Origin of the sequence: Caulobacter sp. S45, from assembly GCF_903642205.1 — a bacterium.
Taxonomy (GTDB): domain Bacteria; phylum Pseudomonadota; class Alphaproteobacteria; order Caulobacterales; family Caulobacteraceae; genus CAHJWH01.
Genome location: NZ_CAHJWH010000062.1, coordinates 1 through 15,806, shown reverse-complemented (window position 1 = coordinate 15,806; position 15,806 = coordinate 1). Strand labels below are relative to the sequence as shown.

Sequence of the window (15,806 nt, the reverse complement as noted above, 5' to 3'; positions counted from 1 at the left end):
ATCACCTCCATCGGAACCCGCCAATGGGCGCAGGTCAGTATTTAGGACGCCTGGTATTAGCCCTTATGCTCCGCCTTGCAGACACCGGTCGCGGTGACGATGAAACTGACGACATCGCGCCTCTTGTTCGAGCGGTCCGGAACAATGCCCCTGGATGCTTGCCTTCACTGGCGTCCGCAAATGAGAAGCGGCGGGTATTCGGCCGCTGGGGTCTGCACCCGGAAGCAGGTGAGACCTTCGCCGGCGCACCTATCGTAGGTGTGTCAGCCGAGGTCAACGGCCACATAACGACGGTCGCTCGGAAGCTGGTACGGGCGTTACATTATCGGGAGACCGGCTCCATCCTGCCGAGGCGATGGGGATCACTGACGGCTTGGTCGCAGCAAGTCATCCCTTCGACGCAGACGGCGATAGACAACATGCGCGAGGCTCTCCCGAGTCTGGTGATCGGCCGGCGCACCAACACCAACCTGGGCGACCAGTTTCGCTACGCGTGGGGCCGAAACGAGGATGAGTCACTGTTCGGCTTTCAAGCCTTCTTCGGCCAGGGATTGATAATCCTCGGCGCCTCAGCTTCGCCAGACTCCATCGAGCCTAGCGCCTCCACCAGCGACTGGTACATACCGGCATGAACAGACTTGGCTCGGCTCGGCAGTACAGGAACGGTGATGACGTCGATAGGTGCCGCCGCCCGAGACTTCCTCGACAGCGCCCGCGCATATCTTCAGCGGGACAGTTGGGTCGACCCAGGGGTCATGGCTGAGAACGTGAAGGCCTGCCTGGAAAATGCGCGCGCGCTGCTGCATCCCTCGGCCGTCTTGAACGCCGCTATTGATCACGCCCGCGTCTGCGCCAGCCATTTGGCTGACGAATTAGAGGTGGGACGGCCGCGATCGGCGACACGACACCGAGCAAGGGCGGATGCTCTTGAGGCGCTCGAAGCGGTGAGATCTGCCGTTGTTCAGGCTGGGGCGAGTGAACGAGCAAAGGCTTTGGGGGAAGAATAGTACGTTCGGCGATTCCATGGACGAATGGGCGACGCCTGGCGCCCAGGTTTGGCGCACCCAGACGGTGGCTGGGCGGCAATCTGCACCATGAAGGCCGCCATCACCGCTTCTCTCCGTGGCCGAGCATCCAGCCGGCATGTTCATCTGCTGCTCATTGCGCCCCATATTTCAGCCACTGCGACGGCCTTGCGCAACGTATCTCGTCGTGATACGTAACCAAGTGACGCAAGGAGTGCCACGTGTGGCTATCCAGAGTTTCAAAGATGAGCGTTGCGAGGCGCTCCACAATCTAAGGAAGCCCGGAAAAGGATTTCCGCAGGATGTGGTCAGGAGCACCCAGCGCAAGCTAGTTATGCTTCACGCTGCTGATTCGTTGGATGATCTAAGGTCTCCACCAGGCAACCACCTAGAAGCACTAAAGGACGATAGAGGAGGTCAATATGCCATCAGGGTAAACGACCAGTTCAGGCTGTGCTTCATATGGACCGAGCACGGCCCGGCAGACGTGGAGTTTGTCGACTACCACTAGGTTCCGTACTGTAACCCAAGGCATCGAGATGGCTGCCCGCATCTTCGATCGTAACGACGCTCAGCTATCTCCCGTTCATCCCGGAGAGATCCTTTTAGAGGAGTTCATGAAGCCGCTCGGTCTGACCGCCTACAGCCTAGCGGCGCGCCTGCATGTCCCGCGCACACGCATCGAGCGCCTAGCCCGGTGCGAGGTGTCGCTGACGCCAGACACGGCCCTGCGTTTGTCCAGGGCTTTCAGCACCACGGAGGGGTTCTGGATGGCACTTCAGGCTAACTTCGACTTGGCCGACCCAGCCATTCGAGCGGGCGCGCGCCTGGAGGAGATCGAGCCTATTCGAGCACCGGAGGCGGCATGAAACAGTCAGCCTTCTATCAGATCGCGACTAGGCCCTCGGAGGCCGTGGCGATCACCACAGGAGACGCCGGCCCTCGCCAGAGCGCAGCGCGCGACCGCCTGCACTGCTGGCGCGTTCAAGCTGCGGACCACGCGAGGCTTCGCGACGGAGGACAGTGCCTGGGCTGCAGAGGTAAGTCGGCCCCCGCGTAAGGGCCAAGGGAGGGCCCCTACGAGAGGCATGCGCGGCAATAGCGCACAATAGTCGGATCTTGATGCCTTCCGACGCGCTGGCCAACTGCAGCAGGAGATTGGGAAAATGAGGACGCGCATCGCCACATGCCCCGAGTGGGCAAGGGGCGTGTCCACGCAAAGTAGAAGGGCAATTGGTTCAGCAAGGGCTAGTTATGGCGCTCGGAGATCCGCCTGGGCGCACCCTCAGGCCGGGCCGCCTTCGGCAATGGGAACATCTGCCGGCGCTCCAGCGCCAGCAGTCCAGCGGCGGCCGCCGCCATCATGCGACCCCGGTCCACGTCGCGGATCACGTCCCATCGTTGTCCCAAGGCCGCCGTTCCCGGGGCTGAGGGAGTGCCATCTCTAACTTGCGCACGGGTGACATTTGCACTTTGCGTCTACAAAAGGATCGCGCAGATGATATCTTATCGGAAATGAGGTGCTATAACCGTTTGTATCTATTGCACTCCAGTGCTAACAGCGCCGGAGTATTATCGAAAATTGGCTCGGCCATCACCAAGCTCGTCAGCCTGCGGAAACTCAAAGCCGCTTGCGCGCAGCCCGTCCAAGAGCATGCGCCGGGCAAGCTGACCCGGACGCGTGTGGGCGCCGATCGCGGCGCGCTCAAGCGCAAGACTGGTCTCGCGCAGCACTCGCACGGTGATGCGTTGGTCCAACTCGACTGCGTTAGTCATCAGCTCGGCTCCGCGCTGTCCAAGAGTCCAGCACCTTCGAGTCGAATGTAAATCCCCCGCTGAACGCCTATGGCTGGAGCTCAGGCGCTTACGTGCGCAGCAGCCCTGATCGCGGTGGATCAGCTGGAACGCCCACGCCCCTCCCCCTCATCTCTGCCTCGAACTAAGAAGCTTCGTGCAGTGCGAGACGCCGTTCCAAAATGGCAAAAATTGGCCGATTCCGGTCTGGCAGGTTCTGGAGTTGAGGATAGCTATAGCTGCCATAAGCGCGTCCGATACAAAGTTCTAAATCCGCCTACCCCTGATGATACGCATTGCGGCCTCGACGCGCGCGGAGCCGCTCAGGCGTCCGATCCGGCAAGCGTTCGGATCAACCACGCGTTCAGTAGGGCCGCTATCTCCAGGCTGTTGAGCTCCAGCATCATCATGTGGCCGTTGCCGTGCACACCACGATCAGCTAGGCGCATGTGCTCAACCTGCACGCCGGCCTGGACCAAGTAGGCCACTGTGCAGTGGTCATAGGCGGCGTGGTAGGAAGCCTCCCCTGTCGCGACAAGCACCGGGACGTTGCGCAGGTTCGCCAAGCGTCTCGGACGTCCTTTCTGCAGCCAGCCGGCCTGGAGGGTGGGATCGACGCGCCTCTGCTGCTCGAACTCAAGGGGATGGTCCGCCGTGACAGGTGGATCGTAGGTCAGCGGCGTGAGGGTCAGGCCCCAGGACCGATCAGGGACGTTCTTGAGCGCGCTGTCATCCCTAAAGGGAGGGCCGAATGGCTCGACGGCGACGATGGCTTTCACGAGCTCCGGCCGGGCGTCTGCCAGCAGCCACCCGAAGGCGCCGGCCTGAGAATGCACCAGCACGACCGCAGGACCGACGCGGTCCAGCAGCGCCGCGCCCGCCCTCGAAACGGCGCTTTCGGTTTCTATACGCCCCATCCAGGGCACTTGGCTGGCGTAGAACTGGTCGAAGACGGGGTCGCCCGAATGTCCCTTTCCCTCGCCGCCCGGCCACTGAGTGTGCAGCTTGCCCTGTGGCCAGTCGTCATACTCCGCACAGGCGGTGAAGAGCCGCTCGACATGGTGGACTGGAATAGGGACCAAGGGGCCGTCTAGGCCAGGCTGCCAAGCGGAACGGCCCCGTGCTGGTTGATCGACGAGGTAAACGACCCAACCCTGATCGACGAACCAGTCTGCCCACCCCTGCCGTCCGTCCGGCGTCGTTAGCCAGTTGTTTGCAGTTTGGGCGCCGCCATGGATCAGCACGAGCGGAAATGGGTGCAAAACTCGCTCGGGCGTGAGCGCCTCCACGAAGATCTGCCCGTGCATCACCTGAGCCTCGGGCGGCCCTGCGTAGCAGCCCCCCACGAAGAAGGTGGTGCGGGCGACGACTTGTCCACTCGCAGTCAAGGCGATGATGTTCCTGTCGCATGAGTGCAGGTCATATCGCGGCCCACCCAACCTTTCGTTGCAGGTGTCGCGACCCAGCTATCGGCGTCGTCCGGAGCGCAGGCGCGAGTCCCACCTAGAACTTGACGCCCACGGTGAAGCCATATGTCGCCGGCGCCTCGAACGACACGGCCGTGCCGGTCGTGCCTACGGAGAGAAACTCGGCGACATGATTATCGACTATGTTGCGGGCGTACAGCTTGAAAGTCAGTGGACTGTTGTCCGGCTGGTACTGGAGGGAGGCGTTCAGCTGGTGGAAAGCGCCCTGATGAAGGAAGTTATCCGGCTGGCCGTAGTAGCCGGAATTATATAGGTCGTTGACGAAGAGGTCCGCCCGGCCCGGCCCGATGGTCCGCTTGTAGTCGATGCCTAGACTGGCGGTGGCGTCTGGCGCGAACGGTAAGCGGTTGCCTGTGGCCGAGCCGGTGTGGGTGGACGTGGTGTTGTCGCCGTTGCGCGTGGCGATGACGGCGTCGGGAAAATCGCTGAAGCGGTCGTGCAACGGCACGACCCCGCCGGTGATCAGGAGGTCCCGGGTGAGCGAGAAGTCGAAGCTCGCGTCCAGGCCATATTCCCGCGCCTCCGCACCATTGTAGATGACGGCCAAGCTGTTCAGGAATGTATTGACCTGGATGTTCTTGTATACATAGTAGAAAAACGCCGCGTTCACTCGGAGTCGACCGTTGAACAACGTACTCTTCTCGCCGATCTCGTAGTCGTCTAGGCGCTCGGGCCGGTAAGGCGGTTGGGAGACGACCGTTGGATTGAACCCTCCGCTCTTGAAGCCCCTGTTCCACGAGATGTAGCCCAGCACGTCCGGCCCAAACTGATGATCAAGCGCCAGCCGCCAAGTCGGCGTGCTCGTATGGGTGCTGGCGTCGGGAATGGCGCTGATCGTCTGCACGCCCGCGGCGTTTATAGCTCCGGCCGAACCGCCTTCCGTGCGGTACTCGTAGGTATAGCGGAAGCCGCCGGTGACGTGGGTCTGCGGCAAGATCTCGTAAGTCGCCTGGCCGTAGCCGGCGATGGACCGGGTCGTGAAATCCGGTGTTGAAATCGTCTGGGTTTGAGCCGGCGGGGCTCCGATCGCCGTGTCGAGAGAGTCGTAGGCGCCGTCATCGTGGAAGTAGAACAGGCCAGCGATCCACTGAAGCTTTCCGGCGTGTGTCGGCGCGATCTGGAGTTCGTCGGTGATCTCTTCCTCAGGCAGCGTGAAGCTTTGCTGGACGATCTGCGTGGGCAAGCCGTCCGCGTCGAAGGCCTGCTGGTAGGTCACGCGCCGATAGGCAGCGATATCGGTCAGGGTCACCGGCCCCAAAACTTGGTCGACCCGACCGCTCACGCCACCTCCTATGACCCGGTGGATGAAGGGGTTGTTGTCGTCGTCGTCGTAGGGGTGGGTGTCGATTGTCGATATGACCTGCGGGGACAGCTTGCCGAAGACGGGCTGCAGGCCAGCCACGGTCGAGAACCCTGGATTAGACGAGGCCGTATTTGAGAAGTCGAAGGCCAGCCGGACCGTTGTGCCTTCATCGAACCGCGCCAGCCACTTAGAGCGGAGCGCGATGTCGCGGTCGGTCTTATAGGTTGGCTTGTCGTTGGCGAGGTCGGTGCCGTAGCCGTCGCCCTGGTGGCTTGCATAGATCGCCAAGTCGGCGTCTAGGTGGTTGACCACTGGGCCAGTAAGGTAGAGGCCGAGCCGGGTAGTGTCGTAGTTCTCATAGCTGACGTCGGCGTTCCCGCTGAAGGTCGACTTCGGATCCTTGGTGATGATCTGTACGAGGCCGCCGGTCGCGTTGCGGCCGAACAGCGTGCCCTGCGGACCGTCCAGCACCTCGACCTGTTGTATGTTCTCAAGGTTCAGAAGCGAGTTCGCCGCCAGAGCGATGTAGACGCCGTCGACGTAGGTCGCGACGGAGTTCTCCACTGAGGGCCCGGCTGAGCTGTTGCCGATCCCCCGGATGCGGGGTTCGATGCTGCCTTGCGACTGCGACAGCGTCAAAGAGGGCGTGATGGAGGCGATGTCGGCGGTCGTTGTGATGTTGGCGGATGCGAGCTTGGCCGCCGTAATCGCTGTGACGGAGATCGGCACCTTCTGCAGGTTCTCCGAGCGCCGCTGCGCGGTGACCACGATTTCCGTCAGTGTGGGCGGAGCAGCGCTGGGCGCGACTGAGCCACCCTGTGCGGGAGAACTAGCCGCGGCGCCGGCCGTGTCCGGCGTCGATGTCGGCGCATTGGTCGGCTGAGAGGCGACGGGTCCGTGCGACGTCTGTTGCGCGTGCACCAGCGTGGCCGATCCCATGCACAACGACAACGCAAAGGCGCTGGGGCCGATTTTCAGCATGCTGTCCTCCCTCGTGCGCGGGCGGCGCACCTGATCGTCGGCGGCTTGAACCGCTCTCAGACAAACCCGTAGCGAGGCCGCCAACGAGCGGTCAATCTTGACGCGTCTTGTAAATATGTGGGGCGCATCTTAGGCGGGTGGGCTACAGCCCAGTCAAGTGCTCAGGTCTCATGACGCGAGTGGTTGATTATGGCCCTGTATACACCAGAGCTATAAATATAGCCTATACTGATCGAGCGATTACATGATTTTACGCGGGAATGTGAACTCACGTACTTTTCGAAGTAGGAAGAGGTCCGAGGTACCGACCCTCTAAATGCTCAAACTCACCGGCTGCGTACTGTTCCATGGCATGAGCGACCCATCCCACCGTTCGACCAATCAAGAAGAAAGAAGCGTCAGCGGAAAGACCGAGCAGTTCGCCGACGAGCAGGCTTACGAAGGCGAAGTCGGGGTGCAGACCTGTTGCATCCAGCATGATCGCCTGTGCGGCGATTACCTGCTGAAGCCTGGGATCGTCACCGAAAATCTCGACGCAGTGGGCGAGCAAGGCCTTCGCCCGCGGGTCGCCCTGAGGATAGAGGCGGGAGCCGAAGCCAGGGACGGGCTCGCCGTCGCGCAGCCGCCGCACAAGCGATCGTTGCGGGTCGCCCTGATGGAGTTCCAGGAGGAAAGTCCGCATGCTCTCGAACCGTCCATTGCCGCTCCGTCGGCCGAGCACGACAAGCAAGCCCGTCATTACAGCCCGCCAGGGCGACACGCCGGTGCTGGCGACCGCGCGTACCGCATAGGCCGCGGGTTCGAAGCCATGGTCCGCCGCCAGGACCAGCTGCCGGCGGACCAGAGACGCCTTGCCCTCGTCGAGCTTCAAGGATTGCGCGATGTGGTCGTGGATCGAGCGGCAAGGCGCCTTTGCCTGCCGCAGGATGATCGCGGTCATCCATCTCACGACGTCGGCGCCGGTACGCGACATGCCAAGGTGAGAGAGGTCGTGGGCGCGCAGGTCGGCCTGCTCCAACTGAGGAAAAAGCCCCAACGCCCGGTCGACGCTCCTCTCCTTTTCCAGCAGCCGAGTCCATTGGGAGAAGGCTGCAGGCGTTCTTGGCGCCTCGCCCTTGAAGACCTGGTCCGCCGGGCAGTCCCACAGCAGTCCGGCCACCTCCTCAAGCGACTTGGTTTCAGACAGTTCGAGCGCGCTTTGACCCCGGTAATAGGGACCTTGATCCGTGATCAGGGTGAGGGCGCTTTCCCGCTTGAGTTCGCCTGGCGACCGGCCTGCCGTGCGCTCACCATGCTTCAGCCGCAGGATGTCGGCTTTCCAATACTGCCGCTCGCGCGACCCAGGCACGGCCTGGGACCGTAGACCCTTCCGCCCCACGTAAACGTAGAGGGTGTTCTTGCTGACCCCGAGCAGGGCCGCCGCTTCACTCGCGTTGAGGAATGCACCGTCGTCCGTCATGACGCAGCATCTATACGACTTCGGTAAAGATTGACGAGCCCGAACGCGTCGCTCAGAGGTGTCTCAAGCCGGCGCATTTAATGACGTACCGGCGGGGAGAGCACCGGCGAGCCCGTCCGCCGTCATGCGCCGGACGCGTGCTGACGCTCCACGTCTCGATTGTGCGAAGGCGCCGGCCGCCGCTGGTGGAGGAATGATGGACGAGATCCGATACGTCGCCGCTTCTGGAGCCATCGGGGCGGGCGTGCACGAGCCCAGCCTCATGCAGGCCCTGGAGCTGAAACCGCACTTTATCGCCTCCGACGCCGGGACGACCGACGCCGGGCCGTTCGCCCTTGGTTCCGGCAAGACGGCCTTCTCGCGCGAAGCCGTGCTGCGCGACACCGACATCGTCCTTCGCGCCGCGCGCAAGGCTTCGATCCCAGTCTTGATCGGCTCGGTGGGAACGGCGGGCGCGGACGCGCACGTGGACTGGATGCTTGACATCGTCCGCGAGATCGCAGCGGACCGCGGGATCAGCCTGCGTGTGGCCGTGATTCGCTCCGAACAGGACAAGGGCTACCTGCACGAACTGAACGCCGAGGGCCGCATCCTGGCGCTGGATCCCGCCCCCCCGTTCGACGACGCCACCATAGACCGCTCCTCGCACATCGTAGGCATGATGGGCGTGGAGCCGCTGCAAGCAGCTCTGGAGGCCGGAGCGGACCTGGTGATTGCCGGTCGCTGCAGCGACCCGGCTCTCTACGCCGCCCTGCCCATCCTGCGCGGCTTTCCTCCCGGGCTGGCCTGGCACGCCGGCAAAGTCGCTGAATGCGGCACGCTGGCCTGCGAGACCATGGGCAAGGGCGTAATCTTCGCCACCGTCCGGCAGGACGAGGCGGTCATCCGCCCTGTTGGGGACGGCCTTCGCTGCACCCCGCAGAGCATCGCGGCGCACAGCCTGTATGAGAACGCCGACCCCTACCTCCATAAGGAGTGCTCGGGCGCGCTCGACCTCACCCACAGCTGCTATGAGCAGGCCGACGAGATCAGCGTTCGCATCACCGGCAGCGAGTTCCCAGCCGCCGACCGCTACACCGTCAAGCTGGAGGGCGCGGAACTCGCCGGCTACCAGAGCCTGATCATCGGCGGTGTACGAGACCCCTACATCATCATGCAGCTCGACGAATGGCTGAGCCAAATCACCGCCTACATCAAGAAGGGTGTGACCGAGTTGCTGAAGGCCAAGCCGGACGAGTACACCCTGGTCTTCCACGTCTACGGCCGCGATGCGGTCATGGGCGTGCTTGAGCCCCGGCGGAGCGAGCTGCCGCACGAGGTCGGCATCGTGGTCGAGGCCACCGCCGCCACCCAGGCCCTGGCGACCGCGATCATCCAATACTGTCGCCAGCCCCTGCTCCACGCGCCCATTCCGCAGTGGAAGGGTGCGATCACGGGCTTTGCCTGCCTGCACAACCCCGCAGAGATCGAGCGTGGGCCCGTCTGGCGCTTCAACTTGAACCATGTCGCGGTTCCGCATTCCAGCTCGGAGATGTTCCGCATGGAGATGCTCACCGTCGGGGAGGCGCTCGAATGCGTCAGCTGAAGGACATCGCCAGCCTGATCCGGAGCAAGAACGCGGGTCCCTTCGTCCTCACCTTCGACATCATGTTCTCAAGTGACGAAGACTACGAGATCGTGGCGCGCTCGGGCGCGCTGAGCCGGGAGATGTTCGCAGCGCTCTACAAGCAGCCTGTCGAGAAGGTGCGCCTGTTCGCCTGTCCTAATGCGCGCGCGTTCAAGTTCTCCATCCCCCGTCCACTGACCCAGGGAGACCTCGGGGACGGCGACATGCACGGCGGCCAGCAGTCCTCGCCCCTGATGTACGTCGAGATACCGTGAACGCGGTCAGCCCCGCGGTGATAACCGCGCGAATTGACCGGCTGCCGTCCTGTCGGCCGCTGTGGGGATGGGTGGCGCGCATCTCGTTCGGCGCCTTCTTCGAAATCTACGAGACCGCGCTCACCAGTCTGCTATCGCCTATGCTGGTGCGTGCAGGCGTCTTCCACAGCGGACGCGGCGGCCTGTTCGGGCTGCCGGACCTGGCCAGCTTGGCCTTCGCCACCTTTGCTGGCCTGTTCCTGGGCGCGATCCTGTTCTCCTCGGTGTCGGACCGCCTGGGACGCCGCCCGATCTTCACCTACTCTCTGATCTGGTACGCGGCGGCGACCGTCATGATGAGCGTGCAGCACGACGCCTTGGGGGTCTGCCTCTGGCGCCTGATCGCCGCCATCGGCGTGGGCGCGGAGATCGTCGCGGTGGACGCCTACCTCTCCGAGGTCATGCCTAAGGCGCTGCGTGGCCGCGGCTTTGCCATCAGCACCGCGATCCAGTTCTCAGCCGTGCCGCTGGCTGGGCTGCTTGCCGCCCTGCTGGCGCACAAAAGCCTCGGCGGGGTGGAGGGCTGGCGCCTGCTGCTGCTGGTCCCCGTCGTCGGAGCCGCACTGATATGGTGGGTCCGGATGGGTCTGCCGGAGTCGCCGCGCTGGCTCGCCGAGCACGGCCGCGGGGCCGAGGCGTCCGTCATCCTTGAGCGCGTCGAACGGATGGTGGAACACCGTACCGGTCGCTCCCTCCCTCCACCGGAGGCTACGAGCGCCGGAGCCCCCGAGCTGCGTGAGGGAGCTTTTAACGAGCTGTTCAAGGGCGAGCTTGGCCGCCGTGTCCTTGTCCTGATCGCCGCCAGTTGCACGGCGACCTTCGCCTATTTCGGCTTCAACAACTGGCTGCCGACCCTGCTGGAGGCGCGGGGCGTCGGCCTGACTAAGAGCCTGGGTTACTCCGCCCTGATCGCCATCAGCTTCCCCCTGGCACCCCTGATGTTCAGCCTCTTCGCAGACCGGCTCGAACGCAAGTGGCAGATCGTTTTAGGCGCCGCGATCACCGCCGTAGCCGGTCTGGCGTTCGTGGCTCAGCGCGCCGCGCTGGGCTGGATCGTGTGCGGCCTTGTGATCAGCATCGCAGCGAACCTGTTGTCCTATGGCCTGCACACCTACCGGAGCGAACTCTTCCCAACTCGGCTTCGTGGCCGTGCGATCGGGCTGGTCTACTCCGTGGACCGCCTGAGCGCCGCCTTCAACAGCTACATGATCGGCTTCCTGTTGGTCACCTTCGGCGTCGCAGGCGTGCTCGTCGGCGTGACGGCGGCGGCGGCTGTGAGCTTGATCATCATAGCCCTGTTCGGCCCCCGCACCCGCGGGCTCACAGCAGACGGGCTGGAACACCTGCAGCTTATCGCGTCGTGAGGTCGTAGCCGTGGACGCTCTTCCCCCCATCGTGCTGGTGCACGGCTCCTGGTTTGGCGGGTGGTGCTGGAGGCGCGTAGAAGACCGGCTACGTCCGCAGGGCTTCAAGGTCTTCAGCCCGACAATGACGGGTGTGGGGGAGCGGAGCCATCTGTTGACCTCCGGCATAACGCTCGAGACCTGGATCACGGACATCGTTCAGGTACTGGAGGCCGAGGAACTCCGGGACGTCGTCCTGGTCGGTCACAGCTTCGGCGGCCGTGTCGTTACCGGCGTCACCGACCGCGTCTCGGACAGGATCCGCAGCGTCGTCTTTCTCGACGCCGCCTTGGCGCAGAGCGGCCAGTCTCTGATGGACCAACTCGGACCCGAGGAGCGCGCGAAGCGGCTCGCATCCTCGGAGCCGAGCGGCAAACTGAGCCTGCCGCCGCCTTCAGCCCTTCATTTTGGAGTGCTGAACCCGGAGGATCAGGCCTGGGTCGATCGCCGCGTCACGCCGCAGCCGCTCGGCACCAATACTACCGCACTCAACTATCGCGAGCCTATCGGGGCGGGGCGACCGGTCACCTTTGTGGAGTTCACCAACCCGAGCTTTCCCGTATCCGCGCGCGCCGCAGCCTTCGCCCGTTCCAACCCAAGTTGGAGCGTCGTCACCGTCCCAACCGGCCATTGTGGGATGATTACTGCACCTGACGAAATCACGGAGATCATAGCACAATCGTCGCCCTGCGCCGGGCCAGCAGTGCATGCGATGTGACGGCTGCGCCGAGCGGTCAGACTCCGCTTGGTCACTACGAACTCAAAGGGCGGCATCGCGTCGTCGCTGCGCCCCACCGCTTTGTCGAAAGCGACGAAGGTCTCCGCCTCCGTGCGCGAGCCCGGCCAGCTCGGGCAACAGGCGGAAGTTGGACGGGTCCTGGTAGGGCATGGGTCAGCCTCGCTGGGGAAAAGGCGTGCGGGCGCTCGGCCAGCCTGAGGGCGGAGCGCGCGCCGGCGGTTGGTCACGACGCGAGTCGTTATGCCGGTCCCATTCTCCAGACCCGGCCGGCGACATAGCTCGCGCCATCGCTCGTCTGGATCAGATCGCGGATGATCGTCGCCAGTGCGCGAGATCCCGGATCCGGCCGCATCAGCGCGACCTGAGCCCGCGACCAGTCGAGCACCGCTGCGCCTACCGGTCTGCGCTCGCGCTCATAGGTGTCGAGCAGATTGGCGGGCGCATCACCCCGGACCGTCGCGGCAAGCTTCCAGCCGAGGTCGGCGGCGTCGCCAAGTCCGAGGTTGAGGCCTTGGCCGCCGAGCGGCGAGTGGATGTGCGCGGCGTCGCCGGCGAGCAGCACCCGGCCCCGGCGATAAACGCCGGCCTGGAAGGCGCGGTCGGTCCAGGTCGTCGCCTGGCGGAGCGCGGTCACGACCACGTCGACGCCGGAGACGCGCCGCAACATTGCCCCGACGTTCTCAGCGGTGATCGGCTCGACCCGGTGGGCTGCGCCGCGGTCGAATTCTACCATCGCAATCACTCCCGGCGGTGCGAACGTGTACATGCCCGCGGGTCCGTGATGACGGCCGGCGCGCAGTAGGGCCGGGTCCGCCAGCTCCACCTCGACCGAGTAGCCGGTGAACTCGGGCTCTGTGCCGGTGAACGTGAAGCCTGCGGCGCGGCGCACAACGCTGCGGCCGCCGTCGCATCCCACCAGCCAAGCGGCGTCGTAACGTGCGTCGCCTGCGAGGACGGTCACGCCGTCCTCCGCCTGCTCGACGTCTTCGACGGCGACGCCTCGCCTGATCTCCGCGTCCAAAGCCTCGGCACGGGCGCCGAGCGCAAGCTCGACCCGCTCCAGCTCGACCCGCTCCAGCTCGACGGCGAGCGGCGGACTTGGCAAGCCCGGCGGGCGTTCCGGCCACGCTGAGCGGTCGACCTTGTCGAGGTGGAACTGGATACCCGCAAAATGTCCGCCCGGACGGCGCGGCTGGTTCGCCCAGTGGGCGGCGGCTCCCGCGGCCGCCGATGGCGCCGCGATGGCGTCCAACAGCCCGTGCCGGTCCAGCACCTCAATGTTGGGCATAGTTAGGCCGCGCAGACCAAAAGGCAGCCGCTTCAGCGGCGAGTGCGGATCGTCGGCTTTCTCCAGCACCAGCATCGACGCGCCCGCAAGGCGCAACTCGCAGGCGAGCAACGGGCCGACCGGGCCGGCGCCGGCGATCAGGACGTCATGCGTCAGGGTCACGCCGCGTCTCAAGGAAACAGCGGATGCGCCGGCGGGGCAGAGCCGTCACCGCCACCGGCGAGAACTCCAGCGAAGAAGTCGAGCAGGCCTGCCGGCGAGCGATCGTCAAGGCACAGCGACAGGATGCGGTGGGCCTCGGCAGCGGCCGCTGCGGCGCGCGGGAACATCGCCGACTCGTAGCTTGCGAGCGCAGTCTCAGGGTCACCCGGATGCGCGACGATCGCGGCGGCCAGCTCCGCCCCGTCCTGCCGGCGAGGTTTGCGCCCTCGCCGGCAGGAGGCGCAAGGTGTGCGGCGTCGCCGATCAGCGTTACGCCATGCGTGCGCGGCCAGGTGAGGCCGGTCGGCAGTGCATGGAGCGGGCGGAGCACCAGCGGCCCCTCGCCGTCGGTGATCAGTGCGGTGAGCGCCGACGTCCAGTCCTCGAACTCGGCCGCGATCCGCGCCTGGGCGGCGGCGGCGTCGGTGAAATCAACCGCGGCGAACCAGTCAAGCGGCCGGGTGAGCGCCACATAGGCGTGCAGCATGCCGCCCGGCTCACGGTGCGCGAAGATGCCCCGGCCTGGCTCAAGCGCGAACATAGCGCCACCGCCGGCCGCCGCTGCGGTCGCGGGATGCTGCGCATCGACGTTATGGAGCGAGCTTTCGACGAATGTGACGCCTACGTAGGCGGGTGTCGCGTCGGTCAGGAGGGGCCGCACCTTGGACCAGGCGCCGTCGGCTCCGACCAGCAGGTCGCTGACCACGACCGAGCCGTCCCCGAAGGTGAGCTGGCGGCGACCGTCGCCGAGCGGCGATAACGACGCCAGCTTGCAGCCCCAGCGGACCGCACCTTTGGGCAGCGACTCGAGCAGGATGCGACGCAGCTCGCCGCGCGGGACCTCTGGACGGCTTCCTGTACCGTCGTCAGCCTGCTCGAACAGCACCGCACCTTGCGTATCGAGCACCCTCGTCGCCTCGCCGCCCTCGTGGACGATTGCGCGGAAGGCGTCCGTCAGTCCGGTGGCGGCGAGCGCGGCCTGACCGTCCTCTTCGTGGATGTCGGGCAGGCCGCCCTGCGCGCGGGCCTCGGGCGAGGCGTCAGCCTCGTAGATGGTTGCATTCACACCATGCAGGTGGAGGATGCGGGCGAGCACCAGCCCACCCAGGCCCGCGCCGATGATGGCGACCGAAGTCGCCGGAATGGAACGCTGTTCCATAAAGGTCCTCTTGGAACGATGTTCCAGACCTGTCAAGCTCTATACGATGACGGACAGAAGCGAACGCCGCGCCGAACCTCTGTCGCGCGAGCAGATCGTTGCGACTGCGATCGCGATCCTGGACGAAGGCGGCGCCGACGCGCTGACGTTCCGGACGCTGGCGGCGCGGCTCGCGACCGGCAGCGGAGCGATCTACTGGCATGTGGCGGACAAGCAGACGTTGCTGACGGCGGCGACAGATCAGTTGGTCGCCCAGGCGATCGCGCACGTAAATGGCGGCGCGTCGCCGAATGAGGCGATCAGGGTCCTCGCGCTTGGCGTGTTCGACGCGATCGACGCGCACCCCTGGGTCGGCGTTCAGCTCGCCAACGATCCCTGGCAGCCCGCCGTCCTACGCATCCTGGAGGCGGTGGGCGCGCAGGTCACAGCGCTCGGCGTTCCCAAGCAGGCCCGGTTCAACGCCGCCACCGCGCTCCTCCGTTTTATCCTGGGACTGGCCGGGCAGTACGCCGTCGGGTCCAGCCGGTTCGGCGGCGAAATGGATCGGACGACGTTGCTGACGGAGGTCGCCGCGCGCTGGGTCCAGCTCGACCCCGTCGAGCATCCGTTCGTACGCCAGGTCGCTGCGGAGCTCTCGGGGCACGACGACCGCCAGCAATTCCTCGCGGGCGTAGACCTGATCCTCGCGGGCATCGAGCGCTCACGCCGACCAACCCGAGACACCTCGCGGTAGCACACGGCGGAGGATGGCCGGACCCGACGCTCTACGCCAGGTCACTGGTAAGATGAGGTACGGCAGCTTTCGGGATCAGGAAGTTCGTCGTTGAACGGCGTACTTTGGGCGCAAAGCTGTCCGGCAGCTCGTTGGCCCAAGCCGGCCGGGAGCTGTCGCTCACCGCATGCTGGTTAACGGCTACTCGCGCCGCATATCAGCCCAGCGGCTCCCATCCTTTATTAGCAGAGCGGCTAGTCCTACTGAGTGAGAAAGCCGCGACCGAGTTAGCTGAGGATTTTGGTAGGCTGACCGACTCGTTGGTCAGTTGAGAG

General features: G+C 65.0%; 15 protein-coding genes. 8 read left to right on the top strand and 7 right to left on the bottom strand.

Going from position 1 to position 15,806, the window contains the following annotated elements; all coding sequences use genetic code 11:
• The 3 genes from HUV06_RS08190 to HUV06_RS08180 form a co-directional block, all read left to right on the top strand.
• The coding region (locus HUV06_RS08190; RefSeq protein ID WP_217433725.1) for a hypothetical protein at window positions 1–632 on the top strand (632 nt) is incomplete at its 5' end.
• A 511-nt stretch (window positions 633–1,143) separates the two neighbouring features.
• Window positions 1,144–1,536, top strand: a complete 393-nt coding sequence (locus tag HUV06_RS16460) for a type II toxin-antitoxin system RelE/ParE family toxin (protein ID WP_174300782.1) — start codon at window positions 1,144–1,146, stop codon at window positions 1,534–1,536.
• Between the two features lie 28 nt (window positions 1,537–1,564).
• Complete coding sequence (locus HUV06_RS08180) at window positions 1,565–1,894, top strand: HigA family addiction module antitoxin (RefSeq protein WP_174300777.1); 330 nt, start codon at window positions 1,565–1,567, stop codon at window positions 1,892–1,894.
• Between the two features lie 379 nt (window positions 1,895–2,273).
• Here the strand turns inward: HUV06_RS08180 and HUV06_RS08175 are convergent, their stop codons facing one another.
• The 5 genes from HUV06_RS08175 to HUV06_RS08155 all read right to left on the bottom strand — a co-directional run bounded on the left by HUV06_RS08175 (window position 2,274) and on the right by HUV06_RS08155 (window position 8,049).
• Window positions 2,274–2,417 (bottom strand): hypothetical protein, encoded by a 144-nt coding sequence (locus HUV06_RS08175; RefSeq protein ID WP_174300776.1) that lies wholly within the window; start codon window positions 2,415–2,417, stop codon window positions 2,274–2,276.
• 180 nt (window positions 2,418–2,597) lie between these two features.
• Window positions 2,598–2,801 carry a hypothetical protein gene (locus tag HUV06_RS08170; RefSeq protein ID WP_174300775.1) on the bottom strand — a complete coding sequence of 68 codons (204 nt, stop codon included), beginning with the start codon at window positions 2,799–2,801 and terminating at the stop codon, window positions 2,598–2,600.
• 341 nt (window positions 2,802–3,142) lie between these two features.
• Window positions 3,143–4,126: an alpha/beta hydrolase gene (locus tag HUV06_RS08165; protein WP_217433724.1), complete on the bottom strand. Its 984-nt coding sequence runs from the start codon at window positions 4,124–4,126 to the stop codon at window positions 3,143–3,145.
• Window positions 4,127–4,322: 196 nt separating this feature from the next.
• Window positions 4,323–6,377 (bottom strand): TonB-dependent receptor, encoded by a 2,055-nt coding sequence (locus HUV06_RS08160; protein WP_174300774.1) that lies wholly within the window; start codon window positions 6,375–6,377, stop codon window positions 4,323–4,325.
• A 481-nt stretch (window positions 6,378–6,858) separates the two neighbouring features.
• On the bottom strand, window positions 6,859–8,049 hold the full coding sequence (locus HUV06_RS08155; protein WP_174300773.1) for a citrate synthase family protein: 1,191 nt from the start codon (window positions 8,047–8,049) through the stop codon (window positions 6,859–6,861).
• Window positions 8,050–8,245: 196 nt separating this feature from the next.
• Between HUV06_RS08155 and HUV06_RS08150 the strand changes: the two genes are divergently transcribed.
• Genes HUV06_RS08150 through HUV06_RS08135 form a run of 4 tightly spaced genes read left to right on the top strand, consistent with a single transcriptional unit; the run spans window position 8,246 to window position 12,090 of the window.
• Window positions 8,246–9,634, top strand: a complete 1,389-nt coding sequence (locus HUV06_RS08150) for an acyclic terpene utilization AtuA family protein (RefSeq protein ID WP_174300772.1) — start codon at window positions 8,246–8,248, stop codon at window positions 9,632–9,634.
• A complete protein-coding gene (locus HUV06_RS08145) occupies window positions 9,622–9,930 on the top strand; it encodes a DUF4387 domain-containing protein (RefSeq protein ID WP_174300771.1) in 309 nt (102 codons plus the stop codon). The genes HUV06_RS08150 and HUV06_RS08145 overlap by 13 nt, the downstream gene beginning before the upstream one ends.
• Window positions 9,927–11,333, top strand: coding sequence for an MFS transporter (locus HUV06_RS08140; protein ID WP_174300770.1), 1,407 nt, complete (start codon window positions 9,927–9,929; stop codon window positions 11,331–11,333). The genes HUV06_RS08145 and HUV06_RS08140 overlap by 4 nt, the downstream gene beginning before the upstream one ends.
• A 10-nt stretch (window positions 11,334–11,343) precedes the next feature.
• The gene (locus HUV06_RS08135; RefSeq protein ID WP_174300769.1) at window positions 11,344–12,090 is read left to right on the top strand and encodes an alpha/beta fold hydrolase; all 747 of its coding nucleotides are present in this window, start codon (window positions 11,344–11,346) and stop codon (window positions 12,088–12,090) included.
• A gap of 259 nt (window positions 12,091–12,349) precedes the next feature.
• On the opposite strand, the gene HUV06_RS08130 is transcribed toward HUV06_RS08135, so the two are convergent.
• Together HUV06_RS08130 and HUV06_RS08125 are read right to left on the bottom strand one after the other, a co-directional pair.
• Window positions 12,350–13,561, bottom strand: coding sequence for an FAD-dependent monooxygenase (locus HUV06_RS08130; RefSeq protein ID WP_254600987.1), 1,212 nt, complete (start codon window positions 13,559–13,561; stop codon window positions 12,350–12,352).
• Entirely contained in the window at window positions 13,545–14,759 is a 1,215-nt protein-coding gene (locus HUV06_RS08125; protein WP_217433722.1) for an NAD(P)/FAD-dependent oxidoreductase, read from the bottom strand. The genes HUV06_RS08130 and HUV06_RS08125 overlap by 17 nt, the downstream gene beginning before the upstream one ends.
• Here HUV06_RS08125 and HUV06_RS08120 point away from each other — a divergent pair.
• A complete protein-coding gene (locus HUV06_RS08120; protein WP_254600985.1) occupies window positions 14,722–15,492 on the top strand; it encodes a TetR/AcrR family transcriptional regulator in 771 nt (256 codons plus the stop codon). The genes HUV06_RS08125 and HUV06_RS08120 overlap by 38 nt on opposite strands.
• Window positions 15,493–15,806 lie beyond the last annotated feature (314 nt).

Excerpts from the sequence above, each read along its gene's own strand:
- HUV06_RS08125 (WP_217433722.1), bottom strand. The coding sequence starts at position 14,759 with ATGGAACAGCGTTCCATTCCGGCGACTTCGGTCGCCATCATCGGCGCG.
- HUV06_RS08170 (WP_174300775.1), bottom strand. The coding sequence starts at position 2,801 with ATGACTAACGCAGTCGAGTTGGACCAACGCATCACCGTGCGAGTGCTG.
- HUV06_RS08180 (WP_174300777.1), top strand. The coding sequence starts at position 1,565 with ATGGCTGCCCGCATCTTCGATCGTAACGACGCTCAGCTATCTCCCGTT.
- HUV06_RS08120 (WP_254600985.1), top strand. The coding sequence starts at position 14,722 with ATGGCGACCGAAGTCGCCGGAATGGAACGCTGTTCCATAAAGGTCCTC.
- HUV06_RS08150 (WP_174300772.1), top strand. The coding sequence starts at position 8,246 with ATGGACGAGATCCGATACGTCGCCGCTTCTGGAGCCATCGGGGCGGGC.
- HUV06_RS08155 (WP_174300773.1), bottom strand. The coding sequence starts at position 8,049 with ATGACGGACGACGGTGCATTCCTCAACGCGAGTGAAGCGGCGGCCCTG.
- HUV06_RS08165 (WP_217433724.1), bottom strand. The coding sequence starts at position 4,126 with ATGCACGGGCAGATCTTCGTGGAGGCGCTCACGCCCGAGCGAGTTTTG.
- HUV06_RS08145 (WP_174300771.1), top strand. The coding sequence starts at position 9,622 with ATGCGTCAGCTGAAGGACATCGCCAGCCTGATCCGGAGCAAGAACGCG.
- HUV06_RS16460 (WP_174300782.1), top strand. The coding sequence starts at position 1,144 with ATGTTCATCTGCTGCTCATTGCGCCCCATATTTCAGCCACTGCGACGG.